16 protein-coding genes are annotated in these 17170 nt (G+C 32.5%); 11 read left to right on the top strand and 5 right to left on the bottom strand.

The window, feature by feature from the left end; translation table 11 throughout:
• Nucleotides 1-150: 150 nt before the first annotated feature.
• The 3 genes from JOC75_RS07745 to JOC75_RS07735 form a co-directional block, all read right to left on the bottom strand.
• Nucleotides 151-381: a hypothetical protein gene (locus JOC75_RS07745; RefSeq protein WP_204953424.1), complete on the bottom strand. Its 231-nt coding sequence runs from the start codon at nt 379-381 to the stop codon at nt 151-153.
• A 114-nt stretch (nt 382-495) separates the two neighbouring features.
• Nucleotides 496-1614, bottom strand: coding sequence for a glycosyltransferase family 2 protein (locus JOC75_RS07740; protein ID WP_204953423.1), 1119 nt, complete (start codon nt 1612-1614; stop codon nt 496-498).
• A gap of 329 nt (nt 1615-1943) precedes the next feature.
• Nucleotides 1944-3449 (bottom strand): phytoene desaturase family protein, encoded by a 1506-nt coding sequence (locus JOC75_RS07735; RefSeq protein WP_204953422.1) that lies wholly within the window; start codon nt 3447-3449, stop codon nt 1944-1946.
• Between the two features lie 314 nt (nt 3450-3763).
• On the opposite strand from JOC75_RS07735, the gene JOC75_RS07730 reads away from it, so the two are divergent.
• A complete protein-coding gene (locus JOC75_RS07730; protein WP_204953553.1) occupies nt 3764-4864 on the top strand; it encodes a M24 family metallopeptidase in 1101 nt (366 codons plus the stop codon).
• Nucleotides 4864-5580 (top strand): thermonuclease family protein, encoded by a 717-nt coding sequence (locus JOC75_RS07725; protein ID WP_204953421.1) that lies wholly within the window; start codon nt 4864-4866, stop codon nt 5578-5580. The genes JOC75_RS07730 and JOC75_RS07725 overlap by 1 nt, the downstream gene beginning before the upstream one ends.
• 292 nt (nt 5581-5872) lie before the next feature.
• On the opposite strand, the gene JOC75_RS07720 is transcribed toward JOC75_RS07725, so the two are convergent.
• Nucleotides 5873-6907, bottom strand: coding sequence for an EAL domain-containing protein (locus JOC75_RS07720; protein WP_239589312.1), 1035 nt, complete (start codon nt 6905-6907; stop codon nt 5873-5875).
• Nucleotides 6908-7168: 261 nt separating this feature from the next.
• Here JOC75_RS07720 and JOC75_RS07715 point away from each other — a divergent pair, with 261 nt between their 5' ends.
• The 4 genes from JOC75_RS07715 to JOC75_RS24480 all read left to right on the top strand — a co-directional run bounded on the left by JOC75_RS07715 (nt 7169) and on the right by JOC75_RS24480 (nt 10451).
• A complete protein-coding gene (locus JOC75_RS07715) occupies nt 7169-7831 on the top strand; it encodes a haloacid dehalogenase type II (RefSeq protein ID WP_239589311.1) in 663 nt (220 codons plus the stop codon).
• 96 nt (nt 7832-7927) lie between these two features.
• Entirely contained in the window at nt 7928-8887 is a 960-nt protein-coding gene (gene pfkA / locus JOC75_RS07710) for a 6-phosphofructokinase (protein ID WP_204953420.1), read from the top strand.
• Nucleotides 8888-9909: 1022 nt separating this feature from the next.
• Complete coding sequence (locus JOC75_RS07705) at nt 9910-10206, top strand: hypothetical protein (RefSeq protein WP_204953419.1); 297 nt, start codon at nt 9910-9912, stop codon at nt 10204-10206.
• Between the two features lie 158 nt (nt 10207-10364).
• Entirely contained in the window at nt 10365-10451 is an 87-nt protein-coding gene (locus JOC75_RS24480; protein WP_369127096.1) for a putative holin-like toxin, read from the top strand.
• Between the two features lie 264 nt (nt 10452-10715).
• On the opposite strand, the gene JOC75_RS07700 is transcribed toward JOC75_RS24480, so the two are convergent.
• Nucleotides 10716-11144, bottom strand: a complete 429-nt coding sequence (locus JOC75_RS07700; protein ID WP_204953418.1) for a hypothetical protein — start codon at nt 11142-11144, stop codon at nt 10716-10718.
• A 110-nt stretch (nt 11145-11254) separates the two neighbouring features.
• Between JOC75_RS07700 and JOC75_RS07695 the strand changes: the two genes are divergently transcribed.
• The 5 genes from JOC75_RS07695 (at nt 11255) to ptsP (ending at nt 17117) form a co-directional block, all read left to right on the top strand.
• Entirely contained in the window at nt 11255-11674 is a 420-nt protein-coding gene (locus tag JOC75_RS07695) for a DUF6843 domain-containing protein (RefSeq protein ID WP_204953417.1), read from the top strand.
• Between the two features lie 128 nt (nt 11675-11802).
• The gene (gene glcT, locus JOC75_RS07690) at nt 11803-12642 is read left to right on the top strand and encodes a glucose PTS transporter transcription antiterminator GlcT (RefSeq protein WP_204953416.1); all 840 of its coding nucleotides are present in this window, start codon (nt 11803-11805) and stop codon (nt 12640-12642) included.
• A 281-nt stretch (nt 12643-12923) separates the two neighbouring features.
• Complete coding sequence (ptsG, locus tag JOC75_RS07685) at nt 12924-15029, top strand: glucose-specific PTS transporter subunit IIBC (protein WP_204953415.1); 2106 nt, start codon at nt 12924-12926, stop codon at nt 15027-15029.
• Nucleotides 15030-15127: 98 nt separating this feature from the next.
• Nucleotides 15128-15394, top strand: coding sequence for a phosphocarrier protein HPr (locus JOC75_RS07680; RefSeq protein ID WP_146947172.1), 267 nt, complete (start codon nt 15128-15130; stop codon nt 15392-15394).
• A gap of 1 nt (nt 15395) precedes the next feature.
• Nucleotides 15396-17117 (top strand): phosphoenolpyruvate--protein phosphotransferase, encoded by a 1722-nt coding sequence (gene ptsP, locus JOC75_RS07675; protein ID WP_204953414.1) that lies wholly within the window; start codon nt 15396-15398, stop codon nt 17115-17117.
• Nucleotides 17118-17170 lie beyond the last annotated feature (53 nt).

Raw genomic sequence — 17170 nt, 5'->3', positions numbered from 1 at the left:
AACCTCACCTAATAATTCTGGTTTATCTTTAGCTTAAATATTTAATGTACTTGCCTCTTTTTTCACTTTACCTATAGCTTATGATACTTATTAAATAAGTAATGAAAAATTAAAGCAGAAATGACAATTTTCATTTTGCTAATAGAAGTCTTATTTTATAGCCTTATAGATTGGCTTATTTGTAGGAGAATTTGTTGCATCTTCCTCATCAGGGCGTTTGCTCACAATAATATAGGAAATGACAAAACAGCAGAATCCTAAAATCCATCCACAAATTGTACTATAATAAAATAAATCAATTAATAACATACCAATAAATGGTGCTAATGCTCCTATTAAACAAAGAATGGCAACAAGATGACGTCTAACCAATTGAAGCAAAATGACCAACCCCTTAGTAGGAAGAAAGATGTATATAGAAACATTATACAAGAAAAAATAATGAAAAGTATCATTGTAATATTAAATAAATATTACAAATTTCTAAAGGTATTTTTATAGATAAGTCCTGCCTTTCCAATTATATCCGTTCTTTGTTAGTGACGTAATCATTGAGGCATTTAACAGTGTAATGAATGTAAATGCAATTAAAGGCATGGCAAAGCAAATCGATGTTTTTTGTTTTGTTTGCCAATCAATAATAAACTTTTGCAATGCAATAATTATATATGGAAATAATAATAGCCATGTAACCGTATGAAATAAAATGATTTGACCAATTCCATATAGTAATAAAATGCCAGGCAAGATGAAAAAGAATAAATAAAACATTGTAAGCAGGATAGCTAAAGAAACAGAACGTCCAATACCTATAAATATATTCTTTTTAAAGCCATTCCAGACCTCTTTGTTACTCGTATACATATAACAGGTTACATATGATGTAATGTTTGTTAATAACACTTTATGATGATGTTTTTTCATTAACCTAGCAAGGTGAACATCATCTAACAGTGAATGCTTGATGGACTCGTGCCCGCCAATTTTCATATATGATTCTTTGTCAAAGAGCATAAATGATCCATGTGCAGCTGTAGCAGATTGTAGCTTTGTATAATTTGCAAAAAATAATGGTAAGTGAAAATAAATTAAAAAATGCTGCATGGGAACGAGCCACTTTTCTAATAAATAAGCTACCGGAAAACGCGGGAATCCAGTCAGAAGTTTTCCTGATCTACTTTGGAGCGTATGTATAGCTGATTGAAGTGTGTTTTGATGTAAACGAATATCAGCATCTAAAAATAAAAGCAGTTCACCTCGAGCTTTTTTACTGAGTTGATGACATGCATAAACCTTACCAGTCCACCCTGTAGGTAAAGCATCTCCATCTATTAGGATAAAACGATCATCATCTTTTATAGATGATAAAATATATTCTTTAGTTAGATCTGTTGATTGATCGTTGAGTAGGATAACTTCATAATTTTTATAGTTTAGGTTTTTTAATGAATTTATTAAAGGCTTAATATTGTTTTCTTCATTTCGTACAGGTATTAGTATAGAGACGAATTTCTTAGAATTTGATACCGTTTTACGATGTAGCTTTGGTATAAATAGTGAATTAATCATGGTCCAAATTAAAAAAATAAACAAAATTATATTGTAAATAAGCATAGTAGAAGCCCCCGTAGAATCTATATCTACAATCATCTTACATCTTTTTACCTTACTTCACACGAAAAGACTCTTTTTTATAGTTAACTGTTTCGTAATTGCTCTTAGTAACTAGTTAGTTTCAAAAGGTACGTTTCTTTTTAAATAAGGCTGTTTTCGTACACCTTTGTTGTTTTTAGAATCATGATGAAAACAACTCTGTATTGTATAAAGTCTAGTGTTAACTTTTCTTCAAAAAAAAGCACCTATTATGCGATATCACAGTGGTTACAACAGATAATGGAATTTTTAGCAACAATCCTTCAGAAAAGATCTTTAGCAAAGGAGAACTAACCAATTTCGCTTTGGAATTTAATGTCCTGCTCTAAAATTAAATCTGCAGTTAATTGTCCCGATAGTGTCACCATAGGCACACCGCCACCAGGGTGTGTTGAACCGCCTACAAAATATAAGTTATCTATTATTGAACATTTACTTGGTATTTTAAATCCACCGTTTTTCTTCCGATCTGTCATAACACCGTAGATTGATCCTCCGTTAGCTCCATATAAATCTTGAAGATCGTTTGGAGTAAATGTATATTGGAATTCGATATTATTTTTTAGGTTTTCAATACCCATACTCTCAAGCTTATCAAGAATAATTTCTGTATATGCATCCTTTTTATTTTCCCATGTTTCGCCATGTTTTAAAGGAGGTACATGTGTTAAGACAAAGAAATTCTCTTTTCCTTTAGGAGCTTGTGTCGAATCTGATTTTGAAGATATTCCAACATATATCGTTGGATCTTCAGCTATTTTCCCTTGATTAAAAATATGATCAAATTCTTTCTCGGGGGAAGATGAAAAGAAAAAGTTATGATGTGATAGGTTTTCATATGTTTTCTTCACACCAAGTAATAATACTAGTCCTGATACAGTTGGTGGGAATTTTTCCAATTCTTGCTTTGTATGAGGTGGTAAAGTGTGATCTAGAAGTAATGTATTGTATGTTGGAATTGCTTCTAAGTTGGAAATAACAATATCAGCATCAATTGTTCTGCCATTTTCTATTTCTACTCCTGTTGCTTTTGAACCATTCGAAGTGATTCTTTTTACCTCTGTGTTAAGATGTACCTTTACTTGAAATTCATGAAGTACTTTAGACATCGCATCTGCAATTTTATACATTCCACCCTCTACATAATAAATTCCTAGCCCAAGTTGAACATGTGCTAATTGTGATAAAACAGCAGGTGCATGATATGGAGAAGATCCAAGATACATAATTAAAAAATTAAATAATTGTTGAATTTTTTTATTCTTAAAGAATTTTTTTGTTCCTTGATTCATTGTTTTCATTGGATCCATAGATAGAAGTTCTTTTACACTGTGCATTGAGCGTAGATCATGTAGTCCAGAAATACTTTTTTTATAAACACTTTTCATGCAATAATCATACATTTTGCTGGAATAATTTAAGTAGTTATAGAGCTCACTTGCATCCTCTTTAGAAATATTTTCTAATTGTTTAAGTAAATTTGGTAAGTCACTTGTTAGTTCTATCGTTGTACCATCTTCGAAAAAAGTTTTCCATTGTGGTTCAATTCTCTTAATTGTTACATAATCTGATAGTTTTCTATTGGCATTTTGAAAGAGCTGCTCAAGCACCCATGGCATTGTCAGAATTGAAGGACCAGTATCAAAAGAATATCCTTTTCTACCTCGTTTGTTTAGTTTTCCACCTAGGCGTTCACTTTTTTCTAAAATGGTTACGTCATAATTATCTGCTGAAAGTCTTATTGCAGCAGACATACCACCAAGTCCACCACCAATTATGACTATTTTCTTTTTCAAATTACTTACCTCCCAAAAAATAAATAAGTTTAATTCTGTAAACATCAGATATTGCTGTTTCCTACTAATTAATAAAGATAACCAAATATACATAAGTTGTTTTATAAGGAACGACTCTCACCAAGACAGATAATCTAAAAACAGGTTTAACAATTCTTTCTTCTTTTCAACTTTTTATTTTGCCCATAATATCTAAATTCAAACTCATTGCATTTGCAATTTATTGTGAGAATAAAGCTGAACGGTCTGTTAATTGTACTTTTTTGCCATGCTTGCTATGATGAGAGAATGAATATTTGAAGGGTAGTGAAACAATGCAAATTCGTCTAGAGAAAGTAAGAGAAATGTTACAAGAACAAGATATTGATATGTGCTTTATTCAAACAAAGGAAAATGTATTTTATTTAACGAATTTTTATACAGATCCTCATGAAAGGTTAATGGGCCTCTTTCTTTTTAAACATAATGAACCAATGTTTGTTTGTCCTAAAATGGAAATAAATCAGATGAAAGCTGCCGGATGGAGCTATGACATAATTGGATATAGTGATCATGAAAATCCATGGGATTTAATTGATGACAGCCTACAAAAACATAATGTAAAATCGTTTAAAAATATAGCCGTAGAAAAAGAAGAGATTTCTTATAGTCGTGTGGAATCAATTCAAAAACTAGTACAAGGAGCAGAAATAGTACCTGCTGAAGAAATGTTAAATAGTTTTAGAGTCATTAAAGACGATAATGAAATAAAGGTCTTACGAGAAGCGGCAAAACTTGCAGATTATGGAGTTCAGGTGGGAATTGAAGCTTTAAAAGAAGGAATAACTGAAATGGAGGTTTTGGCAAAAATAGAATTTGAATTAAAGAAAAAAGGAATACGTGAAATGTCCTTTTCTACAATGGTATTATTCGGAGATAAATCTGGTGATCCCCATGGTAATCCGGGCTTGAAGAAGTTAACTGAAGGTGACTTTGTTTTATTCGATTTAGGTGTAGTACTTGATGGGTATTGCTCTGATATTACGAGAACCTTTGTTTATAAATCATATAATGAGAAACAAAAAGAAATATATGAAACTGTTTTACAAGCTCAACAAGCTTCAATAGAATCTAGTAAGCCTGGTGTTCGAATAGGTGACTTAGATGTAATTGCAAGAAAGGTTATTACTGATGCAGGCTATGGAGAGTATTTTCCACACCGTCTTGGACATGGATTAGGTATTAATGTTCATGAATTCCCATCAATGAGTCATATCAATAATGATGTTCTAAAAGAAGGAATGGTATATACGATAGAGCCAGGAATCTATTTGCCTTCAATAGGAGGTGTTAGAATTGAAGATGATATTTTAATAACCAAAAACGGACACGAAATTCTAACGAAGACAAATAAGGAATTCACTGTAGTTTCATAATGACTGTTTATAATACCACTATAAAATTAATTATAACAGTCGTTTTATTCTTATTAACTGGATGTTCAACAGAAAATACTAATTCTAATTTCATCAATGCTGAAGTGAATAGAGTTGTTGATGGTGATACCCTAAATGTAAGTATAGATGGTAAAGAGGAAACAGTTCGTCTTTTGCTAGTAGATACTCCTGAAACTGTTCACCCTACCAAACCAGTGGAGCCTTTTGGGCCAGAGGCTAGTACTTATATGAAGGAACTTTTAACAGGAAATAAAGTGGACATAGAGCTTGATGTAGGTGAAAGAGATAAATACGGTAGATTGCTTGCCTATATTTATTTTGAAGAAAAAATGGTTAATAAATTATTACTTGAAAAGGGGCTAGCGAGAGTCGCGTACGTTTTTGAACCAAATACAAAATATGTTGATGAGTTTTATGAAATACAAAAACAAGCTCAAAATAAAGCAATCGGAATTTGGAGCATTGAGAATTACGCAACAGATAAAGGATTTAATCGTAATGAAGCAAGTAGTTCCACTGTGGAGAATGAGTTAGCTCATTCTATGGAGTGTATGATAAAAGGGAATATTAATTCTAAGGGTGAGAAGATTTATCATACGGAAGCATCTCCATCTTATAAGGTAACCAAGCCGGAGGAAATGTTTTGTTCAAAGCAGGAAGCAGAAGCTGCTGGTTATCGTGCGATAAGAAGGTAATGTTTCATTATTATTTTAGTTTTAACTTAGGTTATTCCTTTAGAGAAATTTATAATATCTAAACGAATTGGCTCAATATAAGCAACAAAGGGAAGCTAAAAAAGTGACTCATTGGTATAGTGTTTTTTAAGCCCTATAATAGAAGAATCCATCTATATCTTTAGATGGATTCTTTTATTATCGTAATATTGAGTACTAATGGGTCACTTTATATTAAAATTTCTTACCATAAAACAGCGTCCGAATCATTGAAAAGAGAGGTTTCATTTATCGAACAAAAAATTGAAAGGATTTAGCAAAGGGTTTCTGGTAAAAGGACAGGATTAGGACTTGGTTTCCCGATATAATAGCCTTGTGCTAAAGTTACATCAATACTTTTTAAATACTCATATTCCTCTTTAAGTTCAATTCCTTCAGCTAACACAACAATATTTAATTGTGTAGAGAGGTATAATACCTTCTGTAAAAATACTTGATTTTCCTTATTAATATGACAATCTTGTATATATTGTCTATCAATCTTAATATAATCAGGTTGAAGCTTTGACAACATATCTAATGTCGAGTAACCTGCTCCAACATCATCTAATGCCACCTTCATTCCGTGATTACGATATGTGTCTAATATTGATTTTAAGTGGTCAACATCATGAATTTTTTCTGTTTCAACAACTTCAAATACAAGATCATTAGGATCTACATTATACTTTTCTACTATCTTAAATGTATGCTTTAAACAGTGTTCTGGGTTATAGATTGTTGATGGTAAAAAATTTATAAAGCTTTTGATACCTGTTGGAATCTTGTTAGTTCTTGCTTTTATTGCTACTTCACGTGCTTTTTTATCTAATATAGAATGCATTTCTGTTTTTCTTGCAATTTCAAAAAGCTGACTAGGATAAAAAGACTGATCTTTAGATCTTAATAAGGATTCATAACCAAAAAGTTCATCATTCTTCATTTTTACGATTGGTTGAAGGAAGCTAGTGAAATTCCCGTTTTTTATTAAGTGCACATATTTTTCATGAAAAGTATGCTCATATAATGTATTGAATGAATAAATTTCAAATTGGCTTGGTTGTTCCATATGATGAATTGAGCCTGTGATTTTTGATGTATCCCCAATTTCTGTATTAATAAAAGATAGGTACTCTTTTAATTCAGCTTTTGTTTCATACGATTTTTTGAAGTGTGAAGGGCTGATTTCCTCAAAGTATAATTTTAATAAGACCTCTGTTAGCTTTTCATCACTATCATTGTAAATTGAAAAGTATCCACATTTATGTATAGTAAGAGGTTGAAAACAAGATCTACATAATTGGTCCAATCTTATTCCTCATTTCTTTATTTAATGTTAAGTATATTTTATCAAAGATTATACAAAAGTTAAACATAAATGTCCTTTAACGTAATAAACTTATTATATTAATGTAGTTTTATTCTATGGTAATACACCTTAATATAGGTAAGTAGTCTGCAATGTCTAGGTCGTTAAATAGAGCTAAAGTTTTTATTACTATTTATAAGGGTAAAAGGTATTATCTAGTTTAGAAAAGAATGTATAGGTAAAGATAATAAAGGAGTGATTATGATAGAGAGCCGTATTAAGGTTATTGTTTTTGATGTATATGGTACACTATTTAACGTATACTCTGTAGAACAGCATTGTGAGAAGCTATTTCCAGGTAAGGGAAGGGAACTTTGTGAGCTATGGAGAAGAAAGCAATTAGAGTATTCCTTCCTAAGACAGCTTATGGGTACATATGAACCATTTTATACAATAACAAGAAATGCCTTAACATATTCGTGTAGGCAATTGGAGCTTACATACAATGACCAGAAAATTGAGAATCTGCTCAATGGTTATTTACATTTGAAACTCTATAAAGAAGTTGAAGATGTTTTGAAATCATTAGAAGATAAACAATTAGCAGTATTTTCAAATGGTTCATTAGATATGTTAAAGCCATTGATCAATGAATCACCACTAAAAGATATCAATATAAAAGTAATTTCAGTTGATGAAGCAAAGGTGTATAAACCAACACCAATGTCTTATCAAATTGTTCTAAAGCAGTTAAGTGTAAGGCGTGAGGAAGTTTTATTTGTTTCTTCGAATACATGGGATATTGCTGGTGCTAAAAATTTCGGCTTTAATACAGCATGGATTAATCGTCAAAACGTAATTTTTGATTGTTTAGGTGTTACAACAGATGCTGAATATACAGATTTATTAGGGTTAATAGATTAAAATAGTTAAAAAATTTTAAAAGTTAATTTTAGAAAGATATTTATAGCTGTGTGTTTGTAGGAGTTATTAATAAATTATAGAGGAGGATATTTTTTTATGAAGAAAATTGCCGTTTTAACAAGTGGAGGAGATTCTCCAGGAATGAATGCAGCAGTGCGAGCTGTTGTTCGTAAAGGTATTCACGACGGTATTGAAGTTTATGGTATCTACCAAGGGTATGCTGGATTAATGGAAGGTAATATTAAAAAGCTTGAACTGGGTTCTGTAGGTGATATTATTCATCGTGGTGGTACGATTTTATATACTGCAAGATCTGAAGAATTTAAGAAAGATGAATCACAACATAAAGCGATAAAAAATTTGAGGGATTTAGGAATAGAAGGACTAGTTGTAATAGGTGGAGATGGTTCTTACCGTGGAGCAGCCAAGCTAACGGAAAAAGGCTTTCCATGTATTGGCTTACCAGGTACGATTGATAATGATATTCCAGGAACAGATTATACAATAGGTTTTGATACTGCTCTTAATACAGTTATTGAAAGTATTGATAAAATCCGTGATACCGCAACTTCTCATGACCGCACATTTATTATTGAGGTTATGGGGCGCCATGCAGGAGATATTGCCCTTTTTGCAGGGTTATCAGTGGGTGCAGAAACAATCTTAATTCCAGAAAGAGAATATGAGCTCGATTCAGTTGTGAAAAAACTAAATCAGGGAATTGAAAGAGGAAAGAAGCACTCAATTATCGTTTTAGCTGAAGGTGTTTGTTCAGCAAATGAACTGGCTCAAAAAATGAAAGAAAAATATTCTCTTGAAACTCGAATTTCTGTTTTAGGGCATATGCAACGAGGTGGCTCCCCAACAGGCTTTGATAGAGTATTAGCATCTCGTCTTGGTGCAAGAGCTGTCGAACTTCTTCAGGAGGGAAAATCTGGACGAGCAATCGGCATGCAAAAACAGCAAATCGTAGATCATGATATCATTGAAGTTTTAAAGCAAAAAGATCCGTTACCAGAAGGTGTTTATAAATTATCACAGGAATTATCGATTTAATAACATCTGTTAAATAGATTGAGGCTGACTCATTACTTGAGTCAGCCTCTTTTACTTATCGCTAAGTTAGGAAACGGTAATTTAGAGTCGTTTCTCAACCTAAGTATGTAATCTAAAAGTGCTTTATTGTCTTAAGAACATGATTTTGTTTTTATACGATAATAAATCCTTTTTCTTGACGCAGATATAAGCCCTGCCTCTCTTATATCGTTGCGGCTCCTAGGCCGCGCCACTTGTTATTTAAGCGTCATCATGGATTTCTAAAGGTGTCATAGTAGTAGCGCTCTACTTATGTATTACCCATATCGATAGCTGTAAAAACCTGAGTCCAAGCAGTTTATTCAATTGTTTTTACAGAACTAAGTATGTATATGTTATAGGAGCTGTTTATGTGCAGAATTAATGAGGTAGTCAATAAGATTTACATATAAATCCACTTTCTGCGAATAATTAGCAGGTTTATCCGCAAAAAGTAAAGTGTATTTTTATACTCAATTGATATTTTAGAGAATATATTTTAAAAAATTTAGTGTATAGCTATCTCAGACATATTTAGAGTGGAAATCAATCATACAGCAGAAGATTTTACAATGTGGTCAGCTGATAAAATATTAGTTAAAGAAAATGTGCGAATCTGCTTTCGGAGATAACAGTATGCGAACAACTTTTGATTATTTAGCTTCTTTACAACAACTTCTCTTTGAGAAATGTGTCCATTACCTGAGAGATAAATTATTGTTATAGGCATGTTTTTTTGTAAACTCCAATTTAACAAGTATTTCATCACTTAATCCTCTACCTTTCAGATATGTTTGTATTTATTATATGCGAACACGTGTTCTTTAGTCTATAAAAAAACGAACATATTTTCGTTCTTTAAGGTATGGACTAGTATCCATTTATTTAAAAAAGCAAAAGCTTCTCTTTAAAAATGTTTTGAAAAATTACTGAAAGATAAAGAGTTTTTTACCTTTTTACCATATTTCTTATGTAGCATACGTATAATTGTATGAGATTTAAGATTGAAAGGAAGAAAGGGGATCATGCTTTTGACGGAAAATAGGAAAGTGGAATTAATAAAAAAGATATCAGAAGATATTATAAAATTGTCGGTAAAAGACAAACAAGATAGGGTCATGAGTGAACAGGAAAAGTCAATCGAGTTACTTGCAAGAGCTATGTGTGATTTTTCCGTTATGTACTTATCTCCTCAAACAGATCATGATGAAATACTTAAAGGAACACTATCCAAAGTGAAAATCGCCTATAATACAATAGAACAGTCTAAAAAACCTTCAATAGTAATAAAAAGAGTTTAATACTTGATGCTAAAAGAGGTGTTGAGCCTCTTTTTTTTCTTTTAGTTAGGATAAAATAACTAAAAAGGAACAAGTGTTCGTAAAATATTACTCTTTATGATACAATGATTTTGCAGTCTTAGGGCTCAAACAAGCCCCTTTTTGAAAGGGGGTGGTATTTGTTGACAATATTTGAAAGTCTAATTGTAATGTTAACGTTCGCTTCTTTAATTGTTGCAATTTTAGCATTTTCGCAAAAAAAATAGACCCAATTTTATAAGGTCTATAAGTACATTTGATTAAGTTAAGACTGCAGGCTGTGGATGCGGTAACATCCACGGTCATTAATACTTATTATATCATAAAGAAAAGTATGAATGAAAATTTTATAAAGCTAAAGAAATAAGAATGCTACTTATCTAAATGTTCAATTCTTATAAATAGCTAAGAGTATTTATTTTATGACACGACAAAGCTTGCCTTTGATCTAATCTAATAGCCAAAGAAATAAAAATGATTTTTTGATAAAGTTATTCTATTTCTAGTTCTTCTGAGAGTTCTTTTAAATCATATGAAATATCAAAGAACATTGGAGTATTTTCGTCTGTATATAAAACCACTTTTCCGTTTGTTGGATATTTTGGTTGATAAATAAGGATGACTTCATTAACTAAATCATTAAACCATTTATTCTTAACTAATAGAGGTTTTGTTAAGCTCATTTTGATTAAAAATCCTTCTGTAGGTAAGGGGTTAGCTTCTACCGTTACATTATTAATTGATTTTATTGCTTTTTTGCCATATTTATCAAAATCAGTGGAAGCTTGAGCTTCTGTAATTATTTTATTTGTTTTTAATTCCAGAACTTTTATAGTAGGTTCCTCTGCCTGAAATAATTGAGTGTTCAACAAAAAGGTAGTAAATATTAACATTGGAAAAACAGATAACAGCTTCTTCATGTTTATCACCTCCGTCTAAGTATACCCAATAGCTAAAGTTTAATTTTATTTTTGATCTAATATATTTAGCGAAAATTGCCATCCTAGATAATAGGAGGTGATTTTTTAAGATGCAGAGAATAATAATTGTGCTTTCTTGCTTTCTCTTTCTACTAGGATGTAAACAGGATGATCAAGTTTCACCTAGGACATTTTTAATACCTGATGGATATACTGGTTGGGTAAAAATAGAATATAATGAGGCAGGAACACCTCAAGTTACACAGACATCAACTTCATCACAAGAATATAAAGTAAGTTCTGAAGGTATTGTGAAGACACCAGATCAACATATTCATGAGGGTTGGGCTACAAATAACTATTATTATATAAATCAAGATGGGAACCGAACGAAACTTCTTCCAGGAAAAATGGTTCATGGTTCATCTAGCGGAATGGAGCTTGGTGGGGAAACAACTGAATACTTTTATGTAGGAACTTCAAAACAATTTGAAAAAGATCAATATATACCTAATGAATTTGAAAATTAATTGAATCTACCAAGGAATTAAAATTATTAACGAAGAGATTTATTTGTTGGAATCGACAAATTCATTGACGTTCACAAATAACTCCTGTACTATATGTAAGATTCAATAACAAAGGAGCTGTGGATTTCGTGAAGGAGTCCTTTGAAATAAAAAAAGCATTAAATAATAATGTATTAATCGTTAATCACCATTCATATGGTGAGGTTGTTTTAATAGGTAAAGGAATTGGATTTGGCAAAAAAAATGGTGACATAGTCGAAGATGATGATTATGATAAAATGTTTGTGCTAAAAAACCAAAAAGAGCAGGAACAATATAAAATGCTCCTTTCTGATATTGATGAAGAAAGTTTGGAAGTTGTCCAAGAAGCTATTCATTATATCTCAGAAATGGTTGACCACCCACTTAATGAACATATCCATATTGCTTTAACAGATCATATTGCATTTGCTTTAAAGCGGTTACAACAAGGGATGGACATAAAAAATCCATTTTTATTAGAGACCAAGTCTTTATATCCATTTGAATATAATCTTGCACAAAATGTTATTGAACTTATAAATAATAAATTAGAGGTTCAATTGCCTGAAGGTGAGATTGGATTTATTGCCTTACATATTCATAGCTCTATTTCAGATAAACCACTTTCAGAGGTAAATCAATATTCTCAGTTAATTAGTGGCTTAACTGAAGTTATTGAAGAATCATTAAAGATTAAAGTGGATCGTGAAAGTGTGAATTATCTAAGGTTAATTCGCCATATTCGCTCTACAATTGAGCGAATTAACCTTGGGGAATCAGTTGCGGAACCAGAAAAATTATCTTTACTCTTGAAAAGAGAATATCCACTATGCTACAATACATCATGGAAAATGATAAAAGTTATGCAACAGGTTTTACGAAAGCCTGTTTATGAAGCAGAAGCAGTTTATTTAACAATGCACTTATATCGACTGACAAATAAATAAATGTAACCGATATTTTAATCACGTGTTACTGATTCGATCAGGCATGAGTGAACAAAATGTTTTTATTTGCTCTTTTAGGGAAGTATACCTACTAGTAGCTTAAAAACGTGTTCACCATGCCTTTTTTGTGCGTTTATAGGCAATTAAATTTTTTATAGTTGAACGTAAATAAAGTTCCTATGGAAAATAAATTGTCTAATTGTAACCGGTTTATAAGCTTGGATTGTCTTACGCTTCACACATGACTTTTATTAATAAGATTCAATATGGGAGGTAGAAATATGTTTAAAAATGCATTTGGTGTTCTTCAAAAAGTTGGACGCGCCTTAATGTTACCAGTTGCATTATTACCTGCTGCAGGTCTTTTACTTGCATTAGGAAATGCTTTACAAAACGAAACACTGACAAATTTGGCACCATTCTTAACAAGTGATTGGGTTATTTTAATTGCAAGTGTTATGGAAAACGCAGGGAATATTGTCTTTTCTAACTTACCAGTGCTATTTGCTGTTGGTGTCGCTATAGGATTAGCCAATGGTGATGGTGTTGCTGGGATTGCTGCTTTAATTGGTTACTTAATTATGAACGTAACAATGAGCAGTATCTTAAAAGGTGTTGGTACACTACCAGGTGGTGGTGTAGAGTTAACAGAGTTTTTAACAAATAATAGTGCAGCATATGGAAATGTGCTAGGTATTCCAACATTACAGACCGGGGTATTTGGTGGGATCATTGTTGGTATTATTGCTGCTGCCATGTACAATCGATTCTTTACAATTGAATTACCTCAATACTTAGGGTTCTTTGCAGGAAAACGTTTTGTACCAATTGTAACTGCTGCTTCTGCTGTGTTACTTGGTATTGTCATGTACTTTGTTTGGCCACCAATCCAAACTGGATTAAATGCATTCTCAACTAATTTACTTGATGCTAACAGAACATTAGCTGCTTTTATATTCGGTGTTATCGAACGTTCTCTTATTCCATTTGGTTTACATCATATTTTCTATTCACCTTTCTGGTTTGAATTTGGAAGCTATGTAAATGCAGCAGGAGATACAGTTCGTGGAGACCAAACAATATTCTTTAATCAAATTAAAGATAATGTTCAAGATCTAACTGCTGGTACATTTATGACAGGTAAATTCCCATTTATGATGTTTGGTTTACCAGCTGCGGCATTAGCAATTTATCATGAATCAAGACCTGAAAATAAAAAGGTTGTTGCAGGTTTAATGGGTTCAGCTGCTTTAACTTCTTTCTTAACAGGTATTACTGAGCCACTTGAATTTTCATTCTTATTCGTAGCACCTGTACTGTTTGGTATTCATGCTATTTTTGCAGGGCTATCATTTATGGTTATGCACATGCTCGATGTAAAAATAGGTATGACATTCTCTGGTGGGTTAATTGACTTCCTATTGTTTGGTGTATTAAACTCTCAAACAAATTGGTGGTTGGTTATTCCTGTAGGTTTAGTGTTTGCAGTTATTTATTACTTTGGTTTCCGTTTTGCTATTCGCAAATGGAATCTTGCAACACCTGGACGTGAAGATGCAGACATAGAGACGTCTGATGAAGAAGATACTAAAACTACTGCTGGTGACCTGCCATATCAAATCTTAGAATCATTTGGCGGAGCAGAAAATATTAAGCACCTTGATGCTTGTATTACACGTCTACGTGTTACAGTTAATGATAGTAAAGAAGTAGATAAAAATCGTTTGAAAAAACTTGGTGCATCTGGAGTTCTTGAAGTTGGAAACAATATTCAAGCGATCTTTGGACCTAAGTCTGATAATCTAAAAACTCAAATGCAGGATGTAATGTCAGGTAAACGTCCGAAAGTAACGAAAACTCATTCTCAAGAAAAAGAAGTACAAGAACAAGTTGAGGATGTAGTTGCAGACGGATTGAAGAACGATATTAAAGATGAAACATTTGTAGCACCTCTTACTGGTGAATTAAAATCAATAACTGAGGTTCCAGATCAAGTTTTCTCTGGAAAAATGATGGGTGATGGATTTGCTATTTTACCTACTAGTGGGACAGTTGTTTCACCAGTAAACGGTAAAATACTAAATGTTTTCCCTACAAAACACGCAATTGGTATCCAATCTGAAGGTGGAAAAGAAATCCTAATTCATTTTGGAATTGATACAGTTAACCTTAAGGGTGAAGGCTTTGAAGCATTTGTTCAAGAAGGTGATGTTGTAGAACAAGGGCAAAAGCTACTTGAAGTTAACCTAGATTATGTAAAACAAAATGCACCATCAGTCATGACACCAATTGTTTTTACGAATCTTAAAGAAGGTCAAACAATAGCTATTAAAGCACAAGGCAATGTTAAGGCAAAAGATTCTGATATCATCACGATTGAAGGCTAGGAACTGAAAAATAATATGGCACACTTGTATTTTTGGGTGTGCCTGATAAAATAATATCTTGTAGATAAATGAATGATTTTAAAGGAGATTGATGAAAAATGGCAGAAAAAACTTTTACAGTAACAGCAGAAACAGGAATTCATGCACGTCCAGCAACAGTTTTAGTACAAACTGCAAGTAAATATGATGCTGATGTAAACTTAGAATATAATGGTAAAACAGTTAACCTTAAATCTATCATGGGTGTAATGTCTTTAGGTATACCTCAAGGTTCACAAATTAAAATTATTGCTGCAGGTTCAGATGCTGATGAAGCAGTTGAAGGTATCGGTCAAACGTTGAAAAACGAGGGGCTTGGCGAATAATATGAGTAACCTTCTAAAAGGAATAGGTGCTTCTGCAGGTATTGCAATCGCTAAAGCGTACCGTCTTGAAGAGCCTGAACTAAAGATTGAAAAAACTGATGTTGCAGATAAAGAAGCTGAAAAAGCTCGCTTTGAGCAAGCGATTGAAAAATCTAAATCAGAGCTTGAGAAAATTAAAGAACATGCTAATCGTGAGCTTGGTAAAGATAAAGCAGAGATTTTTGCTGCTCACTTATTAGTACTAAGTGACCCTGAACTGCTGAATCCAGTAATAGATCGCATCAATACTGAATCAGTTAATGCAGAATTTGCTATGAAAGAAACAGCAGACATGTTTGTAACGATGTTTGAATCAATGGATAATGAATATATGAAGGAACGTGCTGCAGATATACGTGATGTAACTAAGCGAGTTATAGCACATTTACTTGGTGTACAAATTCCTAATCCTAGCTTAATTTCTGAAGAGGTTGTTATTATTGCTGAAGATTTAACACCATCTGATACTGCTCAATTAAATCGACAATTTGTTTTAGGATTTACTACTGATATTGGTGGGCGTACTTCTCATTCAGCTATTATGGCACGTTCAATGGAGATTCCTGCAGTAGTTGGTACAAAGCATGCTACAGAAAAAATTGAAAATGATGTAATGGTTATTGTTGATGGACTTGATGGTGATGTGATTATCAATCCAACTTCAGAAGAAATTGCTCATTACGAAGATAAAAAAGCTAAATACGAATCACAAAAAGCAGAGTGGGCAAAATTAGTAAATGAACCAACTGTTTCTAAAGATGGTCACCATGTAGAGCTTGCGGCTAATATCGGTACACCTAATGATGTAAAAGGTGTTCTGGAAAATGGCGGAGAAGCGGTTGGATTATATCGTACAGAATTCTTATATATGGGAAGAGATCAATTACCAACTGAAGACGAGCAATTTGATGCTTACAAAACTGTTCTTGAAAGAATGGAAGGAAAGCCAGTTGTTGTTCGTACTTTAGATATAGGTGGAGATAAAGAATTACCATATTTAAATCTTCCTAAAGAAATGAACCCTTTTCTTGGATTTAGAGCAATTCGTTTATGTCTAGAAGAACAAGATATTTTCCGTACACAGCTTCGCGCTTTATTACGTGCTAGTAGCTTTGGGAATTTGAAAATTATGTTCCCTATGATTGCAACAGTGACTGAATTTAGAGAAGCAAAAGCAATTCTATTAGAAGAGAAAGAAAAGCTTGTTGCAAATGGTACGAAGGTATCAGATTCTATTGAAATTGGAATCATGGTAGAAATTCCTTCAACAGCTGTTATGGCTGATACTTTTGCAAAAGAAGTAGATTTCTTTAGCATAGGAACTAATGATTTAATTCAATACACAATGGCAGCAGATCGAATGAATGAACGTGTTTCATATTTATATCAGCCTTATAACCCAGCTATTTTACGCTTAATCTCTATGGTTATTGATGCAGCGCATAAAGAAGGGAAATGGGCAGGTATGTGTGGAGAAATGGCAGGAGATCCAATTGCTATTCCATTGTTACTTGGATTAGGTTTAGATGAATTCTCAATGAGTGCTACATCTATTTTACCGGCTAGAACTCAAATTAAAGGTCTTTCTAAAGAACAAGCACAAAGCATTAAAGAAACTGTTTTATCAATGACTACAACTGAAGAAGTTGTCGCTTTAGTAAAAGAGAAATTTAATGTTCAATAATAAGTAAAGAGACAGGTCTGAATGCCTGTCTCTTTTGCATGTAATAATTTGTA

It is taken from the genome of Metabacillus crassostreae, from assembly GCF_016908395.1.
Classification (GTDB): Bacteria; Bacillota; Bacilli; order Bacillales; family Bacillaceae; genus Metabacillus; species Metabacillus crassostreae.
The sequence above is the reverse complement of the archived record's forward strand: the minus strand, read 5'-3'. Positions and strand labels throughout refer to the sequence as shown.